Below are 18,857 nucleotides of genomic sequence, written 5' to 3'. Positions count from 1 at the left end.
CACCGGTGCTGACCGATCGGAAGGAACTTCCTTGGCGGGTGGACTCGTAGCCCTGCTCGACGACGTCGCAGTGCTGGCGCGCGCGGCCGCTGCCTCCATCGACGACATCGGCGCGGCCGCCGGGCGGGCCAGCATGAAGGCCGCCGGCGTCGTCGTCGACGACACGGCCGTCACCCCTCAGTACGTGCACGGCCTGAACGCCGAGCGCGAGCTGCCGATCATCCGGAAGATCGCGCTGGGCTCGCTGCGCAACAAGCTGCTGGTCATCCTCCCGGCGATCCTGCTGCTGAGCCAGTTCCTGCCGTGGCTGCTGACCCCGATCCTGATGATCGGCGGCGCCTACCTCTGCTACGAGGGCGCGGAGAAGATCTGGCACCGGGTCAGCGGCCACCAGGAGTCGCACGCGACGGTGGAGGACGCGCTCCCGGACGAGAAGACGATCGTCTCCGGGGCGGTGCGCACCGACTTCATCCTGTCGGCCGAGATCATGGTCATCTCGCTGAACGAGGTGGCCGCCGAGGCGTTCTGGTCACGGGCGATCATCCTCCTCGTCGTCGCCGTGGGCATCACCGTCCTCGTGTACGGCGTGGTCGGCGTGATCGTGAAGATGGACGACGTCGGGCTCAGCCTGGCCCAGCGGACCGGCAAGCGCGTGGCCGCGTTCGGCCGCGCCCTGGTGCGGGGCATGCCGAAGCTGCTGTCCGCCCTCACCGTCGTCGGCACCGCCGCGATGCTCTGGGTCGGCGGGCACATCATCCTGGTGGGTACCGAGGAGCTGGGCTGGCACGGGCTGTACGACGTGGTGCACCACCTGGAGGAGGCCGCCCACGACGCCACCGGCGCCCTCGGCGGGGTCGTCGGGTGGCTGGTCAACACGCTCGCCAGCGCGCTCCTCGGCCTCGTGGTCGGGGCCCTGGTCGTGTTGGTGATGAACCTGACGGTGCACCGCTCGAAGGCCGGTGCCGAGGCGCACTGAGAGAGGCTGGGGGTGGACTCGCTGCCCCTCGGGGGGTGAGTTGCGCCCGGCGGGGCGGGGGCGGGCCGTAATCTGTCCGGACGATGTGGCAGCTGAGCAACGGCGTGCGGTTCTACCCGTGGGGGAGCCGGACCGTCATCCCCGAACTCCTGGGTGAGCCCGTCCCCGCGGACCGCCCGCACGCGGAGCTGTGGGTGGGCGCGCACCCCGATGAGCCCAGCGTGCTCTCCGACGGCCGCCCGCTGGACAAGGCGATCGCCGAGGAGGCCGACCGGCTGCTCGGCCCCGCGGTCGTGGAGCGCTTCGGCGCGCGCCTCCCCTTCCTGATGAAGGTGCTCGCCGCCGAGACGCCGCTGTCGCTGCAGGCCCACCCGACGACGGCGCAGGCGGAGGCCGGCTACGCGGCCGAGGAGGCCGCCGGCATCCCGCACGACGACCCGACGCGCACCTTCAAGGACCCCTTCCACAAGCCCGAGCTCCTGCTGGCGCTCACCACGTTCGAGGCGCTCTGCGGCTTCCGGCCGGTCGAGGAGTCGCTGCACTGCCTGGCCAAGCTGCAGGTGCCCGAGCTCAAGCCGACCATCGCCGCCCTGGCGCGCGGTGGCCTGCGCGCGGCGATCCCGCAGCTGCTGGCGCTGACCGGCGAGCGGCGCACCGAGCTGGTGTCCGCCGTCGCCACGGCGGCCGCCCGCTTCGTGGCGGCGCACGACCCCGAGTTCATCAACACCTACCGGTGGGCGGCGACCCTCGCGGAGACCTACCCGGGTGACCCGGGGGTGGTCATCTCGCTGATGTGCAACCACCTCAAGCTGGCCCCCGGCGAGGCGGTCTTCCTCCCCGCGGGGAACCTGCACGCCTACCTCTCGGGCGCGGGCGTCGAGGTCATGGCCAGCTCGGACAACGTGCTGCGCGGTGGGCTGACGGCCAAGCACGTCGACCTCGCGGCGTTGATCGAGGTCCTCGACTTCACCGACGGCAAGGTCCCGGTGATCCACCCGGTGCTCGCCCCCGGCGGGCTCCGCTACCCGGTCCCCGTGCAGGACTTCGACCTCACCCGCGTGCACCTCGACGAGCAGGCGGGGGTGCTCACCACCCGGGGGCCGCAGCTGCTGCTCTGCACGGAGGGGGCCGCGGTCCTCGCCTCGGTCGACGGTGAGCTGACCCTGGAGAAGGGGCGCGCCGCCTTCCTCCCGGCCGGCGCACCGGTCACCGCGCGCGGCCCCGCCGTCCTCTACCGGGCGACGACCAACCTCAGCTGAGACGCCGGCCACCCCCGGCGTTGCGCCGAGGGGCGGCCGTGCTCCCGGCCTAGCGTCGGCCCGGTCGCCGTCCGGCTGCTGGGGGAGTTGCGTGCACGTCCGACCCGGGTCCCGCTCCCGCCGGCTCGCCGGTCCGGTTCTCGCGCTCGGTCTGCTGACCGGGTGCGAGGTGGTCGACGTCGCCGGCAGCGGCGACCGGGCCGGGGCGACGGCGGAGGCTCCCGCGCCGGTCGCCGGCTCGGCCCTGGCCGCCCTGGAGGGGGTGGAGGTGAAGGGCCGCGCCCCCAGGACCGGCTACGACCGCGGCGAGTTCGGCCCCGGCTGGGTCGACACCGACCGCAACGGCTGCGACACGCGCAACGACGTCCTGGCCCGCGACCTGACCGGGGAGACGACCGAGCCGGGCACCCGGGACTGCGTCGTCCTGACCGGCACCCTCGCCGACCCGTACTCGGGGCGCACCATCGCCTTCCAGCGCGGCCAGGACACCAGTGACGACGTGCAGATCGACCACGTGGTCGCGCTCTCGGACGCCTGGCAGAAGGGCGCCCAGAGCTGGGACGAGGAGCGACGGATCCGCTTCGCCAACGACCCGCTGAACCTGCTCGCCGTCGACGGGCCGCTCAACATGCAGAAGGGTGACGGCGACGCCGCGACCTGGTTGCCACCGGACGGTCGGTACCGCTGCGCCTACGTGGCCCGGCAGGTCGCCGTGAAGGCTGCCTACGGCCTGTGGGTGACCGCGGCCGAGCGTGACGCGATCGCCAGGGTGCTCGCCGGATGCCCGGGTGAGCCGCTGCCGGTCGGTGCGGGGCCGGCGGCGAGCGAGACCGCACCGGGAACCGCCGCCTACGGGGACTGCTCCGCGGTCCGTGCCCACGGCGCAGCTCCGATCCGCGCCGGTGACCCGGGGTGGTCGCCGGGCCTGGACGGCGACGGCGACGGCGTCGGCTGCGAGTGATCCGCCCCGCCGTCGGGCCGAGGGCAGCCGCGACCCGGTGGTCCGGCGGGCGGGATGGCCGGCGGCGTAGCAACCTGGACCGATGACCGTGGTCCGGTCCGTGTCACGGTCCGCGGTGACCTGGGAGGCTGGGAGCCGGACCGGAGGAGGAACAACGCATGCTGCTGTCCGTGGTGGTGCCCTGCCACAACGAGGAAGAGGTGCTCCCGCAGCTCGTGTCGCGTGTCTTCGACGCCGTGGAGAACGCCGGGGTCGACGTGGAGATCGTCCTGGTCGACGACGGCAGTCGTGACCGGACGATGCGGGTGGTGCGACTGCTGCACGACGCCGATCCGCGGGTGCGCTACGTCTCCCTGAGCCGGAACTTCGGCAAGGAGTCGGCGATGCTGGCCGGCCTGGCGTACGCCGCCGGCGACGTCGTCGTGATCATGGACGCCGACCTCCAGCACCCGCCGCGCCTGCTCGTGGAGATGCTCTCGTTGCACCGGCAGGGCTACGACCAGGTCGTGGCCCGGCGCACGCGGGAGGGGGATGCGCTCGCCCGGACCGTGCTGGCCCGGCTCTACTACCGCCTGGCGAACTCGCTGGTCGAGGTGCAGATGGAGGACGGCGTCGGGGACTTCCGGCTGCTGAGCCGCCGCGCGGTCGACGCGCTGCTGCAGATGGGGGAGTACAACCGGTTCTCCAAGGGGCTGTTCTCCTGGATCGGCTTCCCCACCGCGCACGTGGACTACCGCAACGAGTCCCGGCAGGGCACCGGCGGGAGCAAGTGGACGCTGCGCCGGCTGCTCAACTACGGGGTCGACGGCATCATGTCGTTCAACAACGCCCCCCTGCGCCTGGCGATCTACGTCGGTCTGCTGGTGACGGCGTTGTCCTTCACGTACGTGGGCTACCTGATCGTCGCCGCCGTCTTCGGGGGCATCGCGGTCCCCGGCTACATCACGCTCGTCACGGCGATCCTCGGTCTGGGTGGCCTCCAACTGCTCTTCCTGGGGGTCATCGGCGAGTACGTCGGGCGGATCTACTTCGAGGCCAAACAGCGCCCGCACTTCATCGTCGCCGAGGCGAGCGACCACGAACCCGGGGTGCAGGCGCCCCGCCGCACCCGGGCGCCGGTGCGCGAGACGCTGCTGTTCGAGAACAACGTGGCCTCCGCGGTGCCTGGTGGGCCGGGAGCCCACGGTGGCGCCGTCGGTGGGGACGCGGAGGACCCGTGGCAGTCGGAGCCGGTCACCGGGCAGCGGGAGTCGAGGGCCGGCCGCGGCTGATGCTCCACCATGTCGCCAGGTTCGCCGTCGTCGGGGTGATCAACACCGGCGTCTACTACGGCACCTACCTGCTCCTGCACGTCGTCCTGCCGTACCTCGTCGCCCACCTGCTGGCGTTGGTCGTCGCCATGGTCGGCTCCTTCTTCCTGAACACGCTGTGGACGTTCCGGACCCGGCCCACGTGGCGGAAGTTCGCACTCTGGCCGCTCACCAACGCGACGAACTACCTCCTGACCACGGTCGGGGTGGTGGTCCTGGTGGAGTGGCTGGGCCTGGCCGAGCGCGTCGCCCCGCTGGTCGCCGCCGCGGCCGCCATCCCCGTGACCTTCCTGCTCTCCCGCCGGCTGCTCGCGGGCCGGCCGGCCGGGCCCGCCGGTGACATCGGCAGCGGTGCCGTGTCGCCGTCCGGGGGCCGACGGTGAGCGCCGAGGTCGCCGAGGCCACCGGGGCCTCGGTCGCGTCGGAGACGGCCGGTCGGTCGGCGCCGCGGCAGCGGGGTGGTCGCCTCGGACCTCTGCTGCGGGCGCCCGACTGGCTCGTCGCGCTCGGCGTCGGCGTCCTGACGGCGGTCATCGGGACCATCCCGCAGTGGCGGGGCGAGCACTTCTTCTACGTCGGGGACCAGGTCGAGCAGTTCGCACCGCTCTGGCACGTCTTCGGCGAGCAGCTGCGGGACGGCCGGTGGCCGACGATGGACCCGGCGGGATGGGTGGGCGGGAACTACGCCGCCGAGGCGCTGCTGGGCATCTGGAACCCGGTCAACCTGCTGAACTTCGTCCTGGTGTCCTTCTTCGAGGACCTCTCGCTGGCCTCCGCCGTGGTCATGATCGAGATGCTCGCCGTCCTGGCAGCCGGCGTGTTCCTGCTGGCCCGGGAGTACGGGGCAGGCCGCATCCCGGCCGTCCTGGTGGCGACCGCGGTCCCGGTGTCGGGCTTCACGCTCTGGTACGAGGCATCCGGCTGGCCCGCCGGGCTGTTCGCGTTCACCTGGGTGACCCACTTCTGGTGGGCGGCCCGCCGGCACTCCCGTGGCCGGCTCAACCCCTTCGTGCCCTTCCTCTTCGGTGCGCTGGCGATGACCACCGGCAGCCCCTACGCGGCGCTGGGCCTGGTGGTGGTGCTGGGGGCGATCGCCGTCGAGCTGCTCCTCCAGCGGCGGTTCGCGAGGCTGGCCCACCTGGTCGTGATGGGCGCCTGCGTCGGAGCGCTCGCCCTGGCGGTGTTCCTGCCGTTGCTGGGCACCAACCCGGTGTCGGCCCGGCAGACCCTGGCGGTGGTCGCCAACGACACGTTCCTCGTCCCGGACGTGGGCGACCTGGTGGCCGCCAGCTCGCCCACGTACCTGCCGGCCATGCTCAACTGGAACGGCGCGCTCGTGGAACGCGTCCCCTCCACCTACTTCGCCTGGTTCGTGCTGCCCCTGCTGCCCTGGCTGCGGTGGCATGCGCTGCGCCGCCCGCCCCGCTCGCTGGTCAGCCTCGCCGTCGTCGGTGGCTTCTTCCTCCTGGCCACCCTGGGCCCCTCCAACCTGTGGCTGTTCCGCTGGCCCGTCCGGCTCATCGAGCACCTGTACCTCGCGGCCGCGGTCTGCTTCGCCGTCGTGCTGTCCGCCGGCCTCGCCACCGACCGCGTCCGGCGACGCGCAGCCGCCAGCGGTGCCGTCGTGCTGGTCGGCGCGTACCTCGCCTGGGCGGTGCGACCGGCCGAGATGGACCGCATCCACCTCGCCGGGCTGCTGCTGGTGGCCGCACTCGTCGCTGCGGCGCTGGCGTCGGGGCTGCGCCGCGGGATGCCGGCGCTCGGAGCGGTCGGCGTGGTCGGCACGGTCCTCGTGCTGTTCCTGCAGACGAGCACCCTGCCGCAGCCTGCTCCCGACCCCGCGACCTACCCGCCGCACGACCTGGACCGCATGGCGGCGGGTGCCGTCGGCTACGAGGGGACGGTGCTCCAGCTGGCCGCGCTCGAGGGTGTCACGAGCGAGCAGATGGCCCGGGGGGAGATCCTGTTCGGCAACCTGCCGCGCGCCGCCGGTGCCCGGGCCGTCGGCAGCTACAGCGGTATCGGGTTCCTCGAGTTCGGCACGGAGCTGTGCATGGACTACCGCGGCGCCGTCTGCCCGGAAGCGTTCGACCGCCTGTGGGAACCGGCCGGTGAGGGGATCCCGGTGCCCTTGGTCGACGCGATGCAGGTCTCCACGCTGGTCATCCAGCGCTCGCTGCTGCCCGGCCCGGCGGCGCAGGAGCCCCCGCCGGGGTGGCAGGTGCTCGAGAGGGACGACGTCCGGACGGTGTGGGTGCGCGAGCAGCCGCTCGACGACACGGGGCGGGTCTCGTGGAGCTCGCCCGGCGTGGAGGTCCTGGAGACCACGGCCGGTCCGCAGCGGGAGACGGTCCGCTACGACGCGGGCCGGGCCGGGCGCATCGCGTTCGCGCGGCTCGCCTGGCCCGGCTACACCGCGACCGTCGACGGCCGGGAGGTGGAGCTCGTCGACGGGCCGGCCGGCCTGATCGTGGCCGAGGTCCCGGAAGGTGAGGGGACGCTCGTCCTCACCCACCGGCCGCCGGGACTCCGGGCCGGCGCCGCCGTGGCCGCGGGAGCGGCGACGGTGGCCGCGCTCCAGACGCTCCTCTGGTTCCGCTCGCTGCGGCGGCGCACCAGCCGAGGTGAGACGGGAACAGGGGTTCGCTCTCCGTGACGACCCCCGGCCCGTGCGTCCGCCCCGGGGGCGCTGCTCTGCCGAACCGCGTGAGCCCGTCTAGCTTTGATCATCAAGGGCGCCCTCGGGCGCCGTTCGTCTGGTGGGAGGATCGTTCGGCCCATGGTTCTGCACACGCGTGAGGCGACCGGCCCGGAGGGTCGGGACGGCGGAGGGCCGCCCGGTCCCGGCAGGCTGGTCGCGCAGCGGACCCTGTTCCGCGGCCCCACGCCCCAGGCACCCGACGAGCTGTACAGCGTGGCCACCCAGGGCGTCATGCTGCGCGACCGCGACCGGGTGGTCGTCGACGGGCACGCCGTCGTCACCACCAACACCTACTTCGGTCGTTTCCCGGCGTCCTACTGGCAGCGCTGGACGTCGGTCCGCGAGGTCGAGGTCACCGCCGTCGTCAGCGGGTCGGGGACGCTGCGGGTCGTCGCCTCGGACGGCGACGGCAGGCCGCGCACGGTGGCGGCGCACAGCGCCGTCGACGCCTCGCAGGACACCGTGGCGCTCACCGTCGCGCTGGACCGGTTCGTCGACGGCGGGGCGCTGTGGCTGGAGCTCCAGACCGCCGACTCGGGGATGACCGTCGAGCGGGTCCGCTGGTCGGTGGCGGCCCACCGGCCGCGCCGCGAGACCGCGGTGGTCATCTGCACCTTCAACCGGGCCGACGACTGCCTGGCCACCCTGGAGACGCTCGCCTCCGATCCCGAGGTCGCCGGTGACCTCGGGGCCGTGTACGTCGTCGACCAGGGGACCGACACCGTCGACTCCCGTGCCGGCTTCGCCGCGGTCCGCGATGCGCTCGGCGCCGCGCTGCGCTACGTCCGGCAGCCCAACCTCGGCGGTGCCGGCGGCTTCACGCGCGGCATCTACGAGGCCCTCGGGGAGGCGGCGGGCAGCCCGGTCGACCTCCTGCTCATGGACGACGACATCCGGCTGGAGCCCGACAGCGTGCTGCGGCTGCGGGCGCTCGCCGACTGCGCCGACGAGCCGCTGCTCGTGGGCGGTCAGATGCTCAACCTGCTGCACCCCGACCGGCTGCACGTGGGTGCGGAGACGGCCGATCTCGCCATCCTGCGCGCCGGCCGGCCGGTGCCGCGCGCCCTCGCCGACGCCGACCTCACCGAGGAGCAGCAGGACGTCCGCGTGGACGCGGACTACAACGCGTGGTGGACCTGCCTGGTGCCCTCGGAGGTCGTCCACGCGATCGGGTACCCGCTGCCGATGTTCTTCCAGTGGGACGACATCGAGTACGGCCTGCGTGCGCGGGCCGCCGGGTTCCCCACCGTGACGCTCCCCGGGGCGGGCGTCTGGCACGCCGACTTCGCGTGGAAGAACTGGGACGACTGGTCGCGGTACTTCAGCTTCCGCAACTCCCTGATCGTCAGCGCCCTGCACAGCGACTTCGACCGGCGTCGCATCGTCGAGCACCTGGCGCGCCAGCTGACCGACTACCTGGTGTCGATGCGGTACGGCCTCGCAGCGCTCATGCTGCGGGCGGTGGAGGACTTCCTGAGCGGCCCCGACGTCCTGGCGGACGGCGGGGCGGAGACCGTCTCGGTGGTCCGGAAGCTGTGGAGCGAGCACCCGGAGACGGCCACCCACCCGGCGTCCGCGGTTCCCGGGATCCCCGCCGCGGCGATGCCCAAGGAGGTCTCGGCGGGAGACCCGTCCATGGTGCGCGCGGTCCTGGGGAAGCGGATCCTGTCGCAGCTGCTGCGCCGGCCGCGGGGAACCGCCGCGATCGCCGCCGGCGACGCCCAGTGGTGGCACGTGGCCCGGTTCGACACCGCCGTCGTCACCGACCCGTCGCAGTCGGGCGTGCGCGTCCGCTCCTTCGACCGCGACCGCATGCTCGAGCTCGCCCGGCAGGGGGCCGCGGTCCTGTGGCGGCTGGCGCGCGAGGGTGAGCGCGCCCGCGACGAGTACCGCCGTCGTCTGCCGGAGCTGAGCAGCAGGGACACCTGGGCGCGGCTGTTCGACGACCGGTAGCAGGACCCATCGGCGAGACATCGCGGGAGCCGGTTCGCGCCGGGTGCCGCGGAAGGGAGAGCGCATGGCGGACGGGCAACGTGCCGGCACCGTGAGGGCTGCCGTGCGGCGGCGGATCGACGGCTGGTTGGTGCGCCCCTTCGAGGAACGGATGACCCGCATCGTCCGCTCCGAGGTGGAGCGGATCGTCGGGGAGGCGGAGTTCCGGGCCAGGCGGGACCTGCTGGCGGCCGGTGAGCGGGAGGCCGCGCTGAGCTCTGCCCGCTGGGTGCGCCAGGCCATGCCGACCGGCCGGGAGTTCCACGACCCGGAGAGCACGCTGCGGTACGCGCTCGAGCTCGCGCCCCCGGGCGGGATGGCGCTGGAGTTCGGCGTCTTCCAGGGCCGCTCCCTCCGGATCATCGCGGCGGCCCGCGAGGGGAGGGAGGTCTACGGCTTCGACTCCTTCCAGGGCCTGCCGGCGGACTACCGGCCGCACGTGCGCGCCGGTGCCTTCGCCGTGGACCGGATCCCCGAGGTCGAGGGGGCGGAGCTGGTCACCGGCTGGTTCGACGAGACGCTCCCCGGCTTCCTCGACCAGCACCCCGGGCCCGTCCACTTCCTGCACGTGGACGGCGACCTGTACTCCTCGGCGGTGACCGTGCTGTCGCTGGTCGGGCCGCGGCTGGTCGCCGGGTCGGTGGTGCTCTTCGACGAGTACTTCAACTACCCGGGCTGGCAGGAGGGTGGCGAGCACCTCGCCTGGCAGGAGTACCTGGAGGCCTCCGGCGCGACCGTCTGCTACGAGGCCTACACGTCCAACAACGAGCAGGTGGTGGCCCGGATCGTGACGCCGGGGACGCCCCTGCGGCAGGACCGCCGGGCCTCACCGCCCGCGGATGGCCGTGCGACGACGTAGGCTGGACCACGGCACGAGCCCCGCCGAAGCCTCGGCATGCTCGCTCTCCCCGCCGTGGGCGGGGATCGCAGCGACCACGCATCCGACCCGAGGCCCGGCTCCTCAGCCGGGCCGGACCTGGAGCTTCTCTTGACCGCCAGCACCGGCACCCGCACGCTGACCGACGGCGACTTCAAGGTCGCCGACCTCTCCCTCGCGCCGTTCGGGCGCAAGGAGATCCAGCTCGCCGAGCACGAGATGCCCGGCCTCATGGCGCTGCGTGCCGAGTACGGCGACGCGCAGCCCCTCGCCGGCGCGCGGATCGCCGGCTCCCTGCACATGACCGTGCAGACCGCCGTCCTCATCGAGACGCTGACCGCGCTGGGCGCCGACGTCCGCTGGGTCAGCTGCAACATCTTCTCCACCCAGGACCACGCCGCCGCCGCGATCGTCGTCGGCGAGGGCACCCCCGAGCAGCCGGCCGGCGTGCCGGTCTTCGCCTGGAAGGGCGAGACGCTCGAGGAGTACTGGTGGTGCACCCAGCGGCTGTTCGAGTTCCGTGACGAGGCCGGTGAGGTCGTCGGCCCGAACATGCTGCTCGACGACGGCGGCGACGCCACCCTGCTCGTGCACCTGGGCACCCGCTTCGAGGCCGACGGCGTCGTCCCCGACACCACCGACGCCGACTCCGAGGAGTACGGCGTCATCCTCGACGTCCTCCGCGGCACGCTGGCCTCCGACGCCGGGTACTGGACCCGCATCGGCCAGGGCATCAGGGGCGTCACCGAGGAGACCACCACCGGCGTCATGCGCCTGTACGAGCTGGCCCGCGACGGCCGGCTGCTCTTCCCGGCGATCAACGTCAACGACTCGGTCACCAAGAGCAAGTTCGACAACCTCTACGGCTGCCGGCACTCGCTCATCGACGGCATCAACCGCGCCACCGACGTGATGATCGGCGGCAAGGTGGCCGTGGTCTGCGGCTACGGGGACGTCGGCAAGGGCTGCGCGGAGTCGCTCCGCGGCCAGGGTGCCCGCGTGATCGTCACCGAGATCGACCCGATCAACGCGCTGCAGGCGGCGATGCACGGCTACGAGGTGACCACGCTCGACGAGGTCATCGGCAAGGCCGACATCATCATCACCGCGACCGGCAACAAGGACATCATCTCGGCCGAGCAGCTCGGCCGGACCAAGCACCAGGCGATCATCGGCAACATCGGGCACTTCGACAACGAGATCGACGTCGCCGGCCTGGCCCGCACCCCCGGCGTCGAGCGGACGACGATCAAGCCGCAGGTCGACGAGTGGCGGTTCGCCGACGGCCACACGATCATCCTGCTGTCGGAGGGGCGGCTGCTGAACCTCGGCAACGCCACCGGGCACCCCAGCTTCGTCATGAGCGCCTCCTTCTCCAACCAGGTGCTCGCCCAGATCGAGCTGTGGAACAACCGCGCCGCCTACGAGGGGCAGACCCCCGGCGTCACGGTGCTGCCGAAGAAGCTCGACGAGCACGTGGCGCGGCTGCACCTCGGTGCGCTCGGCGTGAAGCTGACCGAGCTGACCAAGGTGCAGGCCGACTACATCGGGGTCCCCGTCGAGGGCCCCTACAAGAGCGACCACTACCGCTACTGAAAGGACCCCCTCGCCCCCCACCACTCGCTCCGCTCGTGGTGGGGCCCTGCGAGGCGGCCGTTCCAGCACGTCACCAAGGGGGGCACAGGAAGCTCCGCCTGCGTCTTCGGGCCCTGATGCGCAGGTGGAGCTTCCTGTGCCCTGCGGTGGCAAGGGGGTCCCATCCGTCCCGGCAGCCACCCTGGCGGGTGGGGTGCAGCCCCCTCGACGCCCTGAACAGCGCAGAATGGTCGCCGTGCCCCCCACCGCTCCGCAGAACGGGCCCAGCCGCGGCCGTGTCCTCGTCGTCGACGACGACGCCGCCCTCGCCGAGATGCTCGGCATCGTGCTGCGGCGCGAGGGGTACGAACCCGCCTTCGTCTCCGACGGCAACCGGGCCGTCGGCGTCTTCCAGCAGACCCGGCCGGACCTGGTGCTGCTCGATCTGATGCTGCCCGGCCGCAACGGCCTGCAGATCTGCCAGGACATCCGCACCCAGTCGACGGTGCCCATCGTCATGCTCACCGCGAAGGGCGACACGATCGACGTCGTCCAGGGGCTGGAGGCCGGGGCCGACGACTACGTCACCAAGCCGTTCAAGCCCGTCGAGCTCGTCGCCCGCGTCCGGGCGCAGCTGCGCCGCGGGGAGACCGGGCAGGCGGAGAACCTGAGCATCGGCGACGTGCAGATCGACGTCCCGGCGCACCAGGTCAGCCGGGACGGCGTCCCCATCGCGCTGACCCCGCTGGAGTTCGACCTGCTGGTCGCGCTGGCCCGCAAGCCGCGCCAGGTCTTCACCCGCGAGCTCCTGCTGGAGCAGGTGTGGGGCTACCGGCACGCCGCCGACACCCGCCTGGTGAACGTGCACGTGCAGCGGCTGCGCGCCAAGGTCGAGAAGGACCCCGAGAAGCCCGAGGTCGTGCTCACCGTGCGCGGCGTGGGCTACAAGGCCGGCCCACCGTGAGCCGCGGCACCGCGACCGGGGGCGAGTCGCGCGCCACCCTGTGCGGGCTCCCCGCTTCGGGCGCCGGCCGGGTGACACTGGAGCGGTGACCGCCACCCGGACCCCCGAGACGGGCACGGGTGCGGGTCGCCCCCCGCAGGGGGCCGGTGGCCGGCCGGGCACCCGCGACGAGCTCGTCCGGCTCGGGCGCGGGCTGCGCCGTCGGGCCGGGCGGGCACGCCGCCGCACGCGGCGGACCCTCCACGAGCTGGGCGCCCGGGCGGCGCAGACCTGGCGCTCGTCGCTGCAGGTCCGCATCGGCGCCATCACCATGCTGCTCGCCGGCACCGTGGTGGTGATCGTCAGCCTGGTGCTGTTCAGCCAGATCAAGGACCAGCTGCTCGACGTCAAGCGGCAGGCCGCGATCGACCAGGTCCAGGCCGGTGTCGTGTACGCCCAGAGCGAGGTCGCCGGCATCGCGACCGGCGACGCCGCGAGCGTCCGCGCCACCCTGGCCCGCACGGTGAACCAGCTGCTGGACCGCGGCGGCGCGGCCGGCGACTTCGACGTCGTCATGGTCTACCGGCCCTCCGCCGGGGCCGAGATCCCCGCCACGAACCGCCGGCCCCTCACCGCCGCGCTGCCCGAGGAGCTCCGGGCCGCGGTGGACGCCGGCAACCAGGCCTCGAAGTACGACATGGTCCCCGGCGACGTCGGCGACCCCCGGCCGAGCCTGGTGGTGGGCGCGCCGGTCACCGGTGACGCCACCGGCCCCGACCGCATCGAGCTCTACTACGTCTTCCCGCTCCAGCAGGAGCAGGAGAGCCTCGGCCTGATCCGCACCACGGTGCTCATCAGCGGGGTCGCCCTCACGCTGCTCGTGGTCGGCATCGGTGTCCTGGTCACCCGGCTGGTGGTGGACCCGGTGCGGCAGGCGGCCGGCACCGCCCAGCGGCTCGCCGAGGGGCAGCTCGAGGAGCGCATGGTGGTGCGCGGCGAGGACGACCTCGCGCGGCTGGCGACCAGCTTCAACGCGATGGCCGACAGCCTCCAGCGGCAGATCACCCAGCTCGAGGGCCTCTCGCAGCTGCAGCAGCGGTTCACCTCCGACGTGTCCCACGAGCTGCGCACGCCGCTGACCACCGTGCAGATGGCCGCCGAGGTGCTGCACGAGGCCCGGGGCGACTTCCCCGCGCACGTGGCCCGCTCGGCCGAGCTGCTGAGCGCCGAGCTCGACCGCTTCGAGGCGCTGCTCACCGACCTGCTGGAGATCAGCCGGTACGACGCCGGCGCCGCCGTGCTCGACTCCGCGCCGGCCGACATGGGCGCGCTGGTCGGCCGGGTCGTCGACGGGATGAGCGCCCTGGCCGAGCGGCACGCCTGCGACCTCGTGGTCACCCGGCCGGACGAGGCGGTCCTGGCGGAGGTCGACGTCCGCCGGGTGGAGCGGATCCTGCGCAACCTGGTCGGCAACGCGATCGAGCACGGGGCCGGGCACCCGGTGGAGATCACCCTGGCGGCCAACCGGTCGGCGGCCGCGGTCACCGTCCGCGACCACGGGGTCGGCCTCAGCCCGGGGGAGGCGCAGCACGTGTTCGACCGGTTTTGGCGCGCCGACCCCTCCCGCGTGCGCACCGTCGGCGGCAGCGGGCTGGGCCTCTCCATCAGCCTCGAGGACGCCCGTCTGCACGGCGGCTGGCTGCAGGTGTGGGGCCAGCCCGGCGCCGGTGCGCAGTTCCGGCTCACGCTGCCGCTGGTGGCCGGCACCGACCTGACCAGCTCGCCGCTGCCGCTGCGGCCGGTGAAGCTCCGCCGGCCGGGGGCGCTGCGGTGAGCCGCCGTCGCCCCGCGGTCGTCCTGGCGCTGCTCACCGCGCTGCTGACGCTCGTCTCCTGCTCCACCGTGCCCACCGACTCCGCGACGGTCCTGATCACCCAGGCGCCGGCCCGGGTGCCCGAGGCGGTCGGCATCGAGCCCGTCGCCCCGGTGCCCGGGGCCAGCGCCGAGGAGATCGTGCGCCAGTTCATCGATGCGGCCGCCAGCACGGTGCGCCGCCACCCGGTGGCCCGGCAGTACCTCGCGCCCGGACCGGCCGAGACGTGGGCCGACGACAGCGGGATCAGCGTCATCGGCACCGACTACGCCGTCGTGACGACGGACGAGGGTGCGGTCACGGTGACCGCCAACCTGATCGGGACGGTCGACCCCCGCGGGGTCTTCACCGTCGCCGAGCGGGGCGTCTTCACCCGCGACTTCACCCTGCAGCAGGTCGACGGCGAGTGGCGGATCACCAACCCACCCGACGGCCTGATCATGCTCGAGCCCGACTTCCGGCGGCTCTACGATCCGATCCACGCCTACTTCCTCGACCCGACCGCGTCGCGCGTCGTCCCCGACCCCCGCTACCTCATCCGCGGGGAGTCCCAGCCCACGGCGCTGGTGGAGCGGCTGATCACGGGGCCGTCGGCGCCGCTGGCCGCCGGTGTCCTCAACCCCCTCAGCGGGGTCGAGCTGGGCTCCACCGTCACGGTCGAGGGGCAGACCGCCACCGTGGAGCTCAGCGGCCTGCCGGCGGAGCCCGCGCCGATCCTCGCCGAGGTCTGCGCGCAGCTGGTCTGGAGTCTGCAGCAGCTGGTCCGGCCGCGGATCACCAACGTCGTCGTCCTGCTCGACGGCGAGCCGGTGACCCCCAGCGGCGTGCCCCGGCAGCAGACCGTCGAGGACTGGGCCTCCTTCGACCCGGACGCCGTCCCCGTCGACGGGGTCGGCCACTACGTCGAGGCCGGGGCCGTCCGCACGGTCCCGCGGGGCGACGCGGTCCCCGGCCCCGCGGGGGAGGGGCGCTACGACCTGGACAGCGCCGCCGTCGCGGCGGCCAGCGGCCAGCTCAACTTCCTCACCGGTGTCCGCAGCGACGAGGCCGGCGCCGAGCTGCTCGCCGGGCCCTACGGGGGCGAGCTGGCCCCCGTGCTCGGCGGGGGCTCGATCAGCGCGCCGACCGTCGCCGCGACGCGCACGGAGGCGTGGGTGGTGCGGGACGGCGCCGAGCTGGTCCGGGTGCCCGCCGGGGGGCCGCCGCAGCCGGTCGCCGCGCCGACCCTCCCCGGGCTGGGGCGGGCGGACGTGCTGCAGCTCTCGCCCGACGGCGTCCGTGCCGCGGTCGTCGTCGAGGGGGCGCAGGGCCGCCGGCTCCACGTCGGCACCGTCGTCCGCTCCGAGGGGGACAGCGCGGTGGTGCTGCGCGACCTGCGGGACGTCGCGCCCACCCTGTCCGGCGTCATCGACGTCGGCTGGCGGGACAGCGGCAGCCTCATGGTGCTCGCGGGGGACGCGGGCGAGGACCGGATCGTCCCGTACACCGTCGGGGTCGACGGCTGGGGCCTGGCCCCGGTCTCCACGTCCGGGCTGCCCAGCCAGCCGACCGCGCTGGCGGTCGCCCCCTCGCGGCAGCCGCTGGTGAGCGCCGGCGGCACCGTCTGGCAGCTGTCCGGAGGCCGGTGGGTGACGCTGGTCCCCGGCGCCGAGCCGCTGCGGGGGACGGCGCCCTTCTACCCGTCCTGAGCCGGGCGCCGTCCACAGGAGGAGGCCCCGTCTTCCTCAGGCCTCGCACGCTCGACCCGAGCCTCGGGACGGGGCCATAGGCTGCCGTGGTGCTCAGCGCGACGATCGGCAGGGTGGGGGCGGCGCTGGCCGACCTGGTGCTGCCCCGCTGCTGCGCCGGGTGCGGGCTCCCCGGCGCGGTCCTCTGCCCCGGCTGCGCCCGGCTGCTGGCCGCGCCGCACCTGGCCTCGCCCCGGCGCTTCCCGGCGGGCTTCCCGCCCACCGTGGCGGCCGCCGCCTACGCCGGCCCGGTGCGCCCGGTGGTCAACGCCTTCAAGGAGCACGGGCGGGCGGAGCTCGCGGTGCCGCTGGGTGCCGCGCTCGCCCTCGCCGTCGCCGCCGTCCGGCTCGGGGTGGACGGCGAGCCGCCGCTCCTGCTGGTGCCGGTCCCCGCGTCCCGCGACGCCCTCCGGAGCCGGGGCCGGGACCACGTGCGCGAGCTGACCGGCCGGGCCGTGGCCGAGCTGCGGGCGGCCGGCCTGGCGGCCGGCGAGTGCCGGGCGCTGCGCCGGCGCGGCCGGGTCCGCGACTCCTCGGGGCTCTCCGCGGTCGAGCGGCGGGCCAACCTCGCCGGCACGTTCGAGGTGACCGGTGCCCGACGCCCGCCCGGTGCGGTGCTGGTCCTGGTCGACGACGTGGTCACCACGGGGGCCACGCTGACCGAGGCGGCGCGGGCCCTGGACACCGCTCCCGGGGCCTCGGGCACGGTCGTGGCGGCGGTCGTGGCCGCCACCCCGCGGGCCCCCGCCGGGCCCGCGCGGGGCGCCACCGGGAGGGCCCGGTACCGGTCCGGGACCGTCCTCCACCACGACCTCGATCGACTGTCGCGGTCCCAGGGGAGGGACTAGCGTCGAAGCGACCAATCCCCGTCCCCCACCGGGAGGTCTCATGGAGATCGTGGTCCGTGGTCGCAACGTCGAGGTCCCTGAGCACTACCGCCAACACGTCGAGGACAAGGTCGGTCAGCTGGAGCGGTTCGACGCCAAGCTGTCCCGCATCGACGTCGAGCTCTTCCACGAGAAGAACCCCCGCCAGTCGGCCAGCTGCCAGCGCGTGGAGATCACCCTGCGCGGCAAGGGCCCGGTGGTCCGCGCCGAGGCCGCGGGCCCGGACTTCTACGCGGCGCTCGACCTGGCCTGCGGAAAGCTGGACAACAGGCTGCGCCGGGCGGCGGACCGCCGCCGGGTGCACCACGGCCGGCGGACCCCCGACAGCGTGCGCCTGACCGGCGCCGCGCCGGACACCGGCCACCCCGAGCTCACCATCGAGCAGCAGCTGGAGCTCGACCGCGAACTGGCCACCGGGCCGCACGTCACCGACCTCGACGAGCACCTGCCCGGCCAGATCGTGCGGGAGAAACACCACCCGGCGACGCCGATGACCGTCGACCAGGCCCTCCACGAGATGGAGCTGGTCGGCCACGACTTCTTCCTGTTCCAGTGCGCCGACACCGGCCAGCCGACGGTCGTCTACCGCCGGCACGCCTACGACTACGGGCTCATCCGCCTCGCCCCCGTGTCGCAGGACGGCGCCTCCCCGGCCTCGGCGCCCAGCGCCGCGCCGCAGCCGGCGAACGTCTGACCGGGCGGGGCGCGGCCCCTGGCCGTGCCCCGCTCAGTCGCCGGCGAGCCGGCCGAACAGCACCGCGTCGCTCCGGCTGCCGTCACGCTGGTCCAGGCAGCCCCGGACCACGCCCTCCTCGCGGAACCCCGCACGGCGGGCGACGACCCGCGACGCGAGGTTCCCCACGTCGACGAACAGGTGCACCCGGGGCGCGCCGAGCCCGAGGGCCCACTCGGCGAGCGCGTGCGCGGCCTCCGCGGCGTAGCCGTGGCCGCGCGCCCACGGTGCGATCGTGTAGCCGATCTCCGGGCCGAGGCGCCCGGGGCGCAGGTACAGCCCGGCGGTGCCGGCCAGCTCGCCGTCGGCCTCGACGACGGCGGAGAGCCCCGTGCCGTCCGTCCGCTCGCGCATGGCCACCTCCTCCACGTAGTGGCGGGCGTCCTCGCGCGTGTAGGGCACCGGGATCGTCGAGATCCAGCGCTGGGTCTCGGGGTCCTGCGAGGCCCGGTGCACCGCGTCGACGTCGGAGGACCGGTAGGGGCGCAGCACCAGCCGCTCGGTGCGCACCGTCTCGTCGACGAGCGAGAGGACCCCGGCCCACTCACCACTCGCAGGCTCGCGGTGAGCCTCCGGCCGGGTCCGCGGATCCCACGTCATGTGGGCATCGTCACGCGTTGCCCAGGATCCGGTCCACCGAGATCTCGATGACGACGCGGGCCGGGTTCTCCCGCGGCGGGCGGTACCGCCGCGCGTACCGCTCGACCGCGTCGGCCACCGAGGCGGCGTCCTCGCGCACCACCGCCGTCCCCTCGAGGGTGGTCCAGCGGCGCCCGTCGACCTGGCAGACGGCGACCCGCGCCTGCCCCTCCCGGACGTGCCGGGCCTTGGCGGAGGTGCCGGAGGTGATCACCCGGGCGGTCCTGGTCGGCGCGTCGTAGGTGACCCCGACCGGGACGACGTGCGGCGTGCCGTCGGGACGCAGGGTGGTCAGCGTCGCCAGGTGCCGCTCGGTGAGGAACTCGAGCAGCCCAGGGCCCGGGTCGGACGGATCGCGTGCCATCGCTGCAGCGTACGGATGGGACGCGTGGTGCCCCGGGCGG

At 74.1% G+C, this 18,857-nt stretch carries 16 protein-coding genes; 14 read left to right on the top strand and 2 right to left on the bottom strand.

Going from position 1 to position 18,857, the window contains the following annotated elements; all coding sequences use genetic code 11:
- Positions 1-31 precede the first annotated feature (31 nt).
- The 14 genes from ACI79P_RS08670 (at position 32) to hpf (ending at position 17,775) form a co-directional block, all read left to right on the top strand.
- On the top strand, positions 32-976 hold the full coding sequence (locus ACI79P_RS08670) for a DUF808 domain-containing protein (protein WP_456580633.1): 945 nt from the start codon (positions 32-34) through the stop codon (positions 974-976).
- A gap of 83 nt (positions 977-1,059) precedes the next feature.
- Complete coding sequence (manA, locus tag ACI79P_RS08665; protein WP_456580632.1) at positions 1,060-2,235, top strand: mannose-6-phosphate isomerase, class I; 1,176 nt, start codon at positions 1,060-1,062, stop codon at positions 2,233-2,235.
- 91 nt (positions 2,236-2,326) lie between these two features.
- On the top strand, positions 2,327-3,196 hold the full coding sequence (locus tag ACI79P_RS08660; protein WP_456580631.1) for an HNH endonuclease family protein: 870 nt from the start codon (positions 2,327-2,329) through the stop codon (positions 3,194-3,196).
- Positions 3,197-3,354: 158 nt separating this feature from the next.
- Complete coding sequence (locus ACI79P_RS08655) at positions 3,355-4,467, top strand: glycosyltransferase family 2 protein (RefSeq protein ID WP_456580630.1); 1,113 nt, start codon at positions 3,355-3,357, stop codon at positions 4,465-4,467.
- A complete protein-coding gene (locus ACI79P_RS08650) occupies positions 4,467-4,889 on the top strand; it encodes a GtrA family protein (protein WP_456580629.1) in 423 nt (140 codons plus the stop codon). The genes ACI79P_RS08655 and ACI79P_RS08650 overlap by 1 nt, the downstream gene beginning before the upstream one ends.
- A complete protein-coding gene (locus ACI79P_RS08645; protein ID WP_456580628.1) occupies positions 4,886-7,162 on the top strand; it encodes a hypothetical protein in 2,277 nt (758 codons plus the stop codon). The genes ACI79P_RS08650 and ACI79P_RS08645 overlap by 4 nt, the downstream gene beginning before the upstream one ends.
- A 123-nt stretch (positions 7,163-7,285) precedes the next feature.
- Positions 7,286-9,160, top strand: a complete 1,875-nt coding sequence (locus ACI79P_RS08640) for a glycosyltransferase (protein ID WP_456580627.1) — start codon at positions 7,286-7,288, stop codon at positions 9,158-9,160.
- A gap of 91 nt (positions 9,161-9,251) precedes the next feature.
- The gene (locus ACI79P_RS08635) at positions 9,252-10,058 is read left to right on the top strand and encodes a class I SAM-dependent methyltransferase (RefSeq protein WP_456580626.1); all 807 of its coding nucleotides are present in this window, start codon (positions 9,252-9,254) and stop codon (positions 10,056-10,058) included.
- A gap of 129 nt (positions 10,059-10,187) precedes the next feature.
- A complete protein-coding gene (gene ahcY / locus ACI79P_RS08630) occupies positions 10,188-11,672 on the top strand; it encodes an adenosylhomocysteinase (RefSeq protein ID WP_456580625.1) in 1,485 nt (494 codons plus the stop codon).
- Between the two features lie 226 nt (positions 11,673-11,898).
- On the top strand, positions 11,899-12,615 hold the full coding sequence (gene mtrA / locus ACI79P_RS08625; protein ID WP_456580624.1) for an MtrAB system response regulator MtrA: 717 nt from the start codon (positions 11,899-11,901) through the stop codon (positions 12,613-12,615).
- A gap of 85 nt (positions 12,616-12,700) precedes the next feature.
- A complete protein-coding gene (mtrB, locus tag ACI79P_RS08620; RefSeq protein ID WP_456580623.1) occupies positions 12,701-14,428 on the top strand; it encodes an MtrAB system histidine kinase MtrB in 1,728 nt (575 codons plus the stop codon).
- Entirely contained in the window at positions 14,425-16,155 is a 1,731-nt protein-coding gene (locus tag ACI79P_RS08615) for an LpqB family beta-propeller domain-containing protein (RefSeq protein WP_456580622.1), read from the top strand. Before mtrB ends, ACI79P_RS08615 begins: the two co-directional genes overlap by 4 nt.
- Before the next feature lie 89 nt (positions 16,156-16,244).
- Positions 16,245-17,042, top strand: a complete 798-nt coding sequence (locus ACI79P_RS08610) for a ComF family protein (RefSeq protein WP_456580621.1) — start codon at positions 16,245-16,247, stop codon at positions 17,040-17,042.
- A 40-nt stretch (positions 17,043-17,082) separates the two neighbouring features.
- Complete coding sequence (hpf, locus tag ACI79P_RS08605) at positions 17,083-17,775, top strand: ribosome hibernation-promoting factor, HPF/YfiA family (protein WP_456580620.1); 693 nt, start codon at positions 17,083-17,085, stop codon at positions 17,773-17,775.
- Between the two features lie 33 nt (positions 17,776-17,808).
- On the opposite strand, the gene ACI79P_RS08600 is transcribed toward hpf, so the two are convergent.
- On the bottom strand, positions 17,809-18,414 hold the full coding sequence (locus ACI79P_RS08600) for a GNAT family N-acetyltransferase (RefSeq protein ID WP_456580619.1): 606 nt from the start codon (positions 18,412-18,414) through the stop codon (positions 17,809-17,811).
- 10 nt (positions 18,415-18,424) lie between these two features.
- The gene (locus ACI79P_RS08595) at positions 18,425-18,817 is read right to left on the bottom strand and encodes a pyridoxamine 5'-phosphate oxidase family protein (RefSeq protein WP_456580618.1); all 393 of its coding nucleotides are present in this window, start codon (positions 18,815-18,817) and stop codon (positions 18,425-18,427) included.
- Between the last annotated feature and the right edge of the window lie 40 nt (positions 18,818-18,857).

It is taken from the genome of Blastococcus sp. SYSU DS0510, assembly GCF_054050835.1.
Note: the sequence above shows the minus strand (reverse complement) of the source record. Positions and strands in the feature narration are given on the sequence as shown.

Excerpts from the sequence above, each read along its gene's own strand:
- hpf (WP_456580620.1), top strand. The coding sequence starts at position 17,083 with ATGGAGATCGTGGTCCGTGGTCGCAACGTCGAGGTCCCTGAGCACTAC.
- ACI79P_RS08600 (WP_456580619.1), bottom strand. The coding sequence starts at position 18,414 with ATGACGTGGGATCCGCGGACCCGGCCGGAGGCTCACCGCGAGCCTGCG.
- mtrA (WP_456580624.1), top strand. The coding sequence starts at position 11,899 with ATGGTCGCCGTGCCCCCCACCGCTCCGCAGAACGGGCCCAGCCGCGGC.
- manA (WP_456580632.1), top strand. The coding sequence starts at position 1,060 with ATGTGGCAGCTGAGCAACGGCGTGCGGTTCTACCCGTGGGGGAGCCGG.
- ACI79P_RS08655 (WP_456580630.1), top strand. The coding sequence starts at position 3,355 with ATGCTGCTGTCCGTGGTGGTGCCCTGCCACAACGAGGAAGAGGTGCTC.
- ACI79P_RS08595 (WP_456580618.1), bottom strand. The coding sequence starts at position 18,817 with ATGGCACGCGATCCGTCCGACCCGGGCCCTGGGCTGCTCGAGTTCCTC.
- ACI79P_RS08650 (WP_456580629.1), top strand. The coding sequence starts at position 4,467 with ATGCTCCACCATGTCGCCAGGTTCGCCGTCGTCGGGGTGATCAACACC.
- ACI79P_RS08640 (WP_456580627.1), top strand. The coding sequence starts at position 7,286 with ATGGTTCTGCACACGCGTGAGGCGACCGGCCCGGAGGGTCGGGACGGC.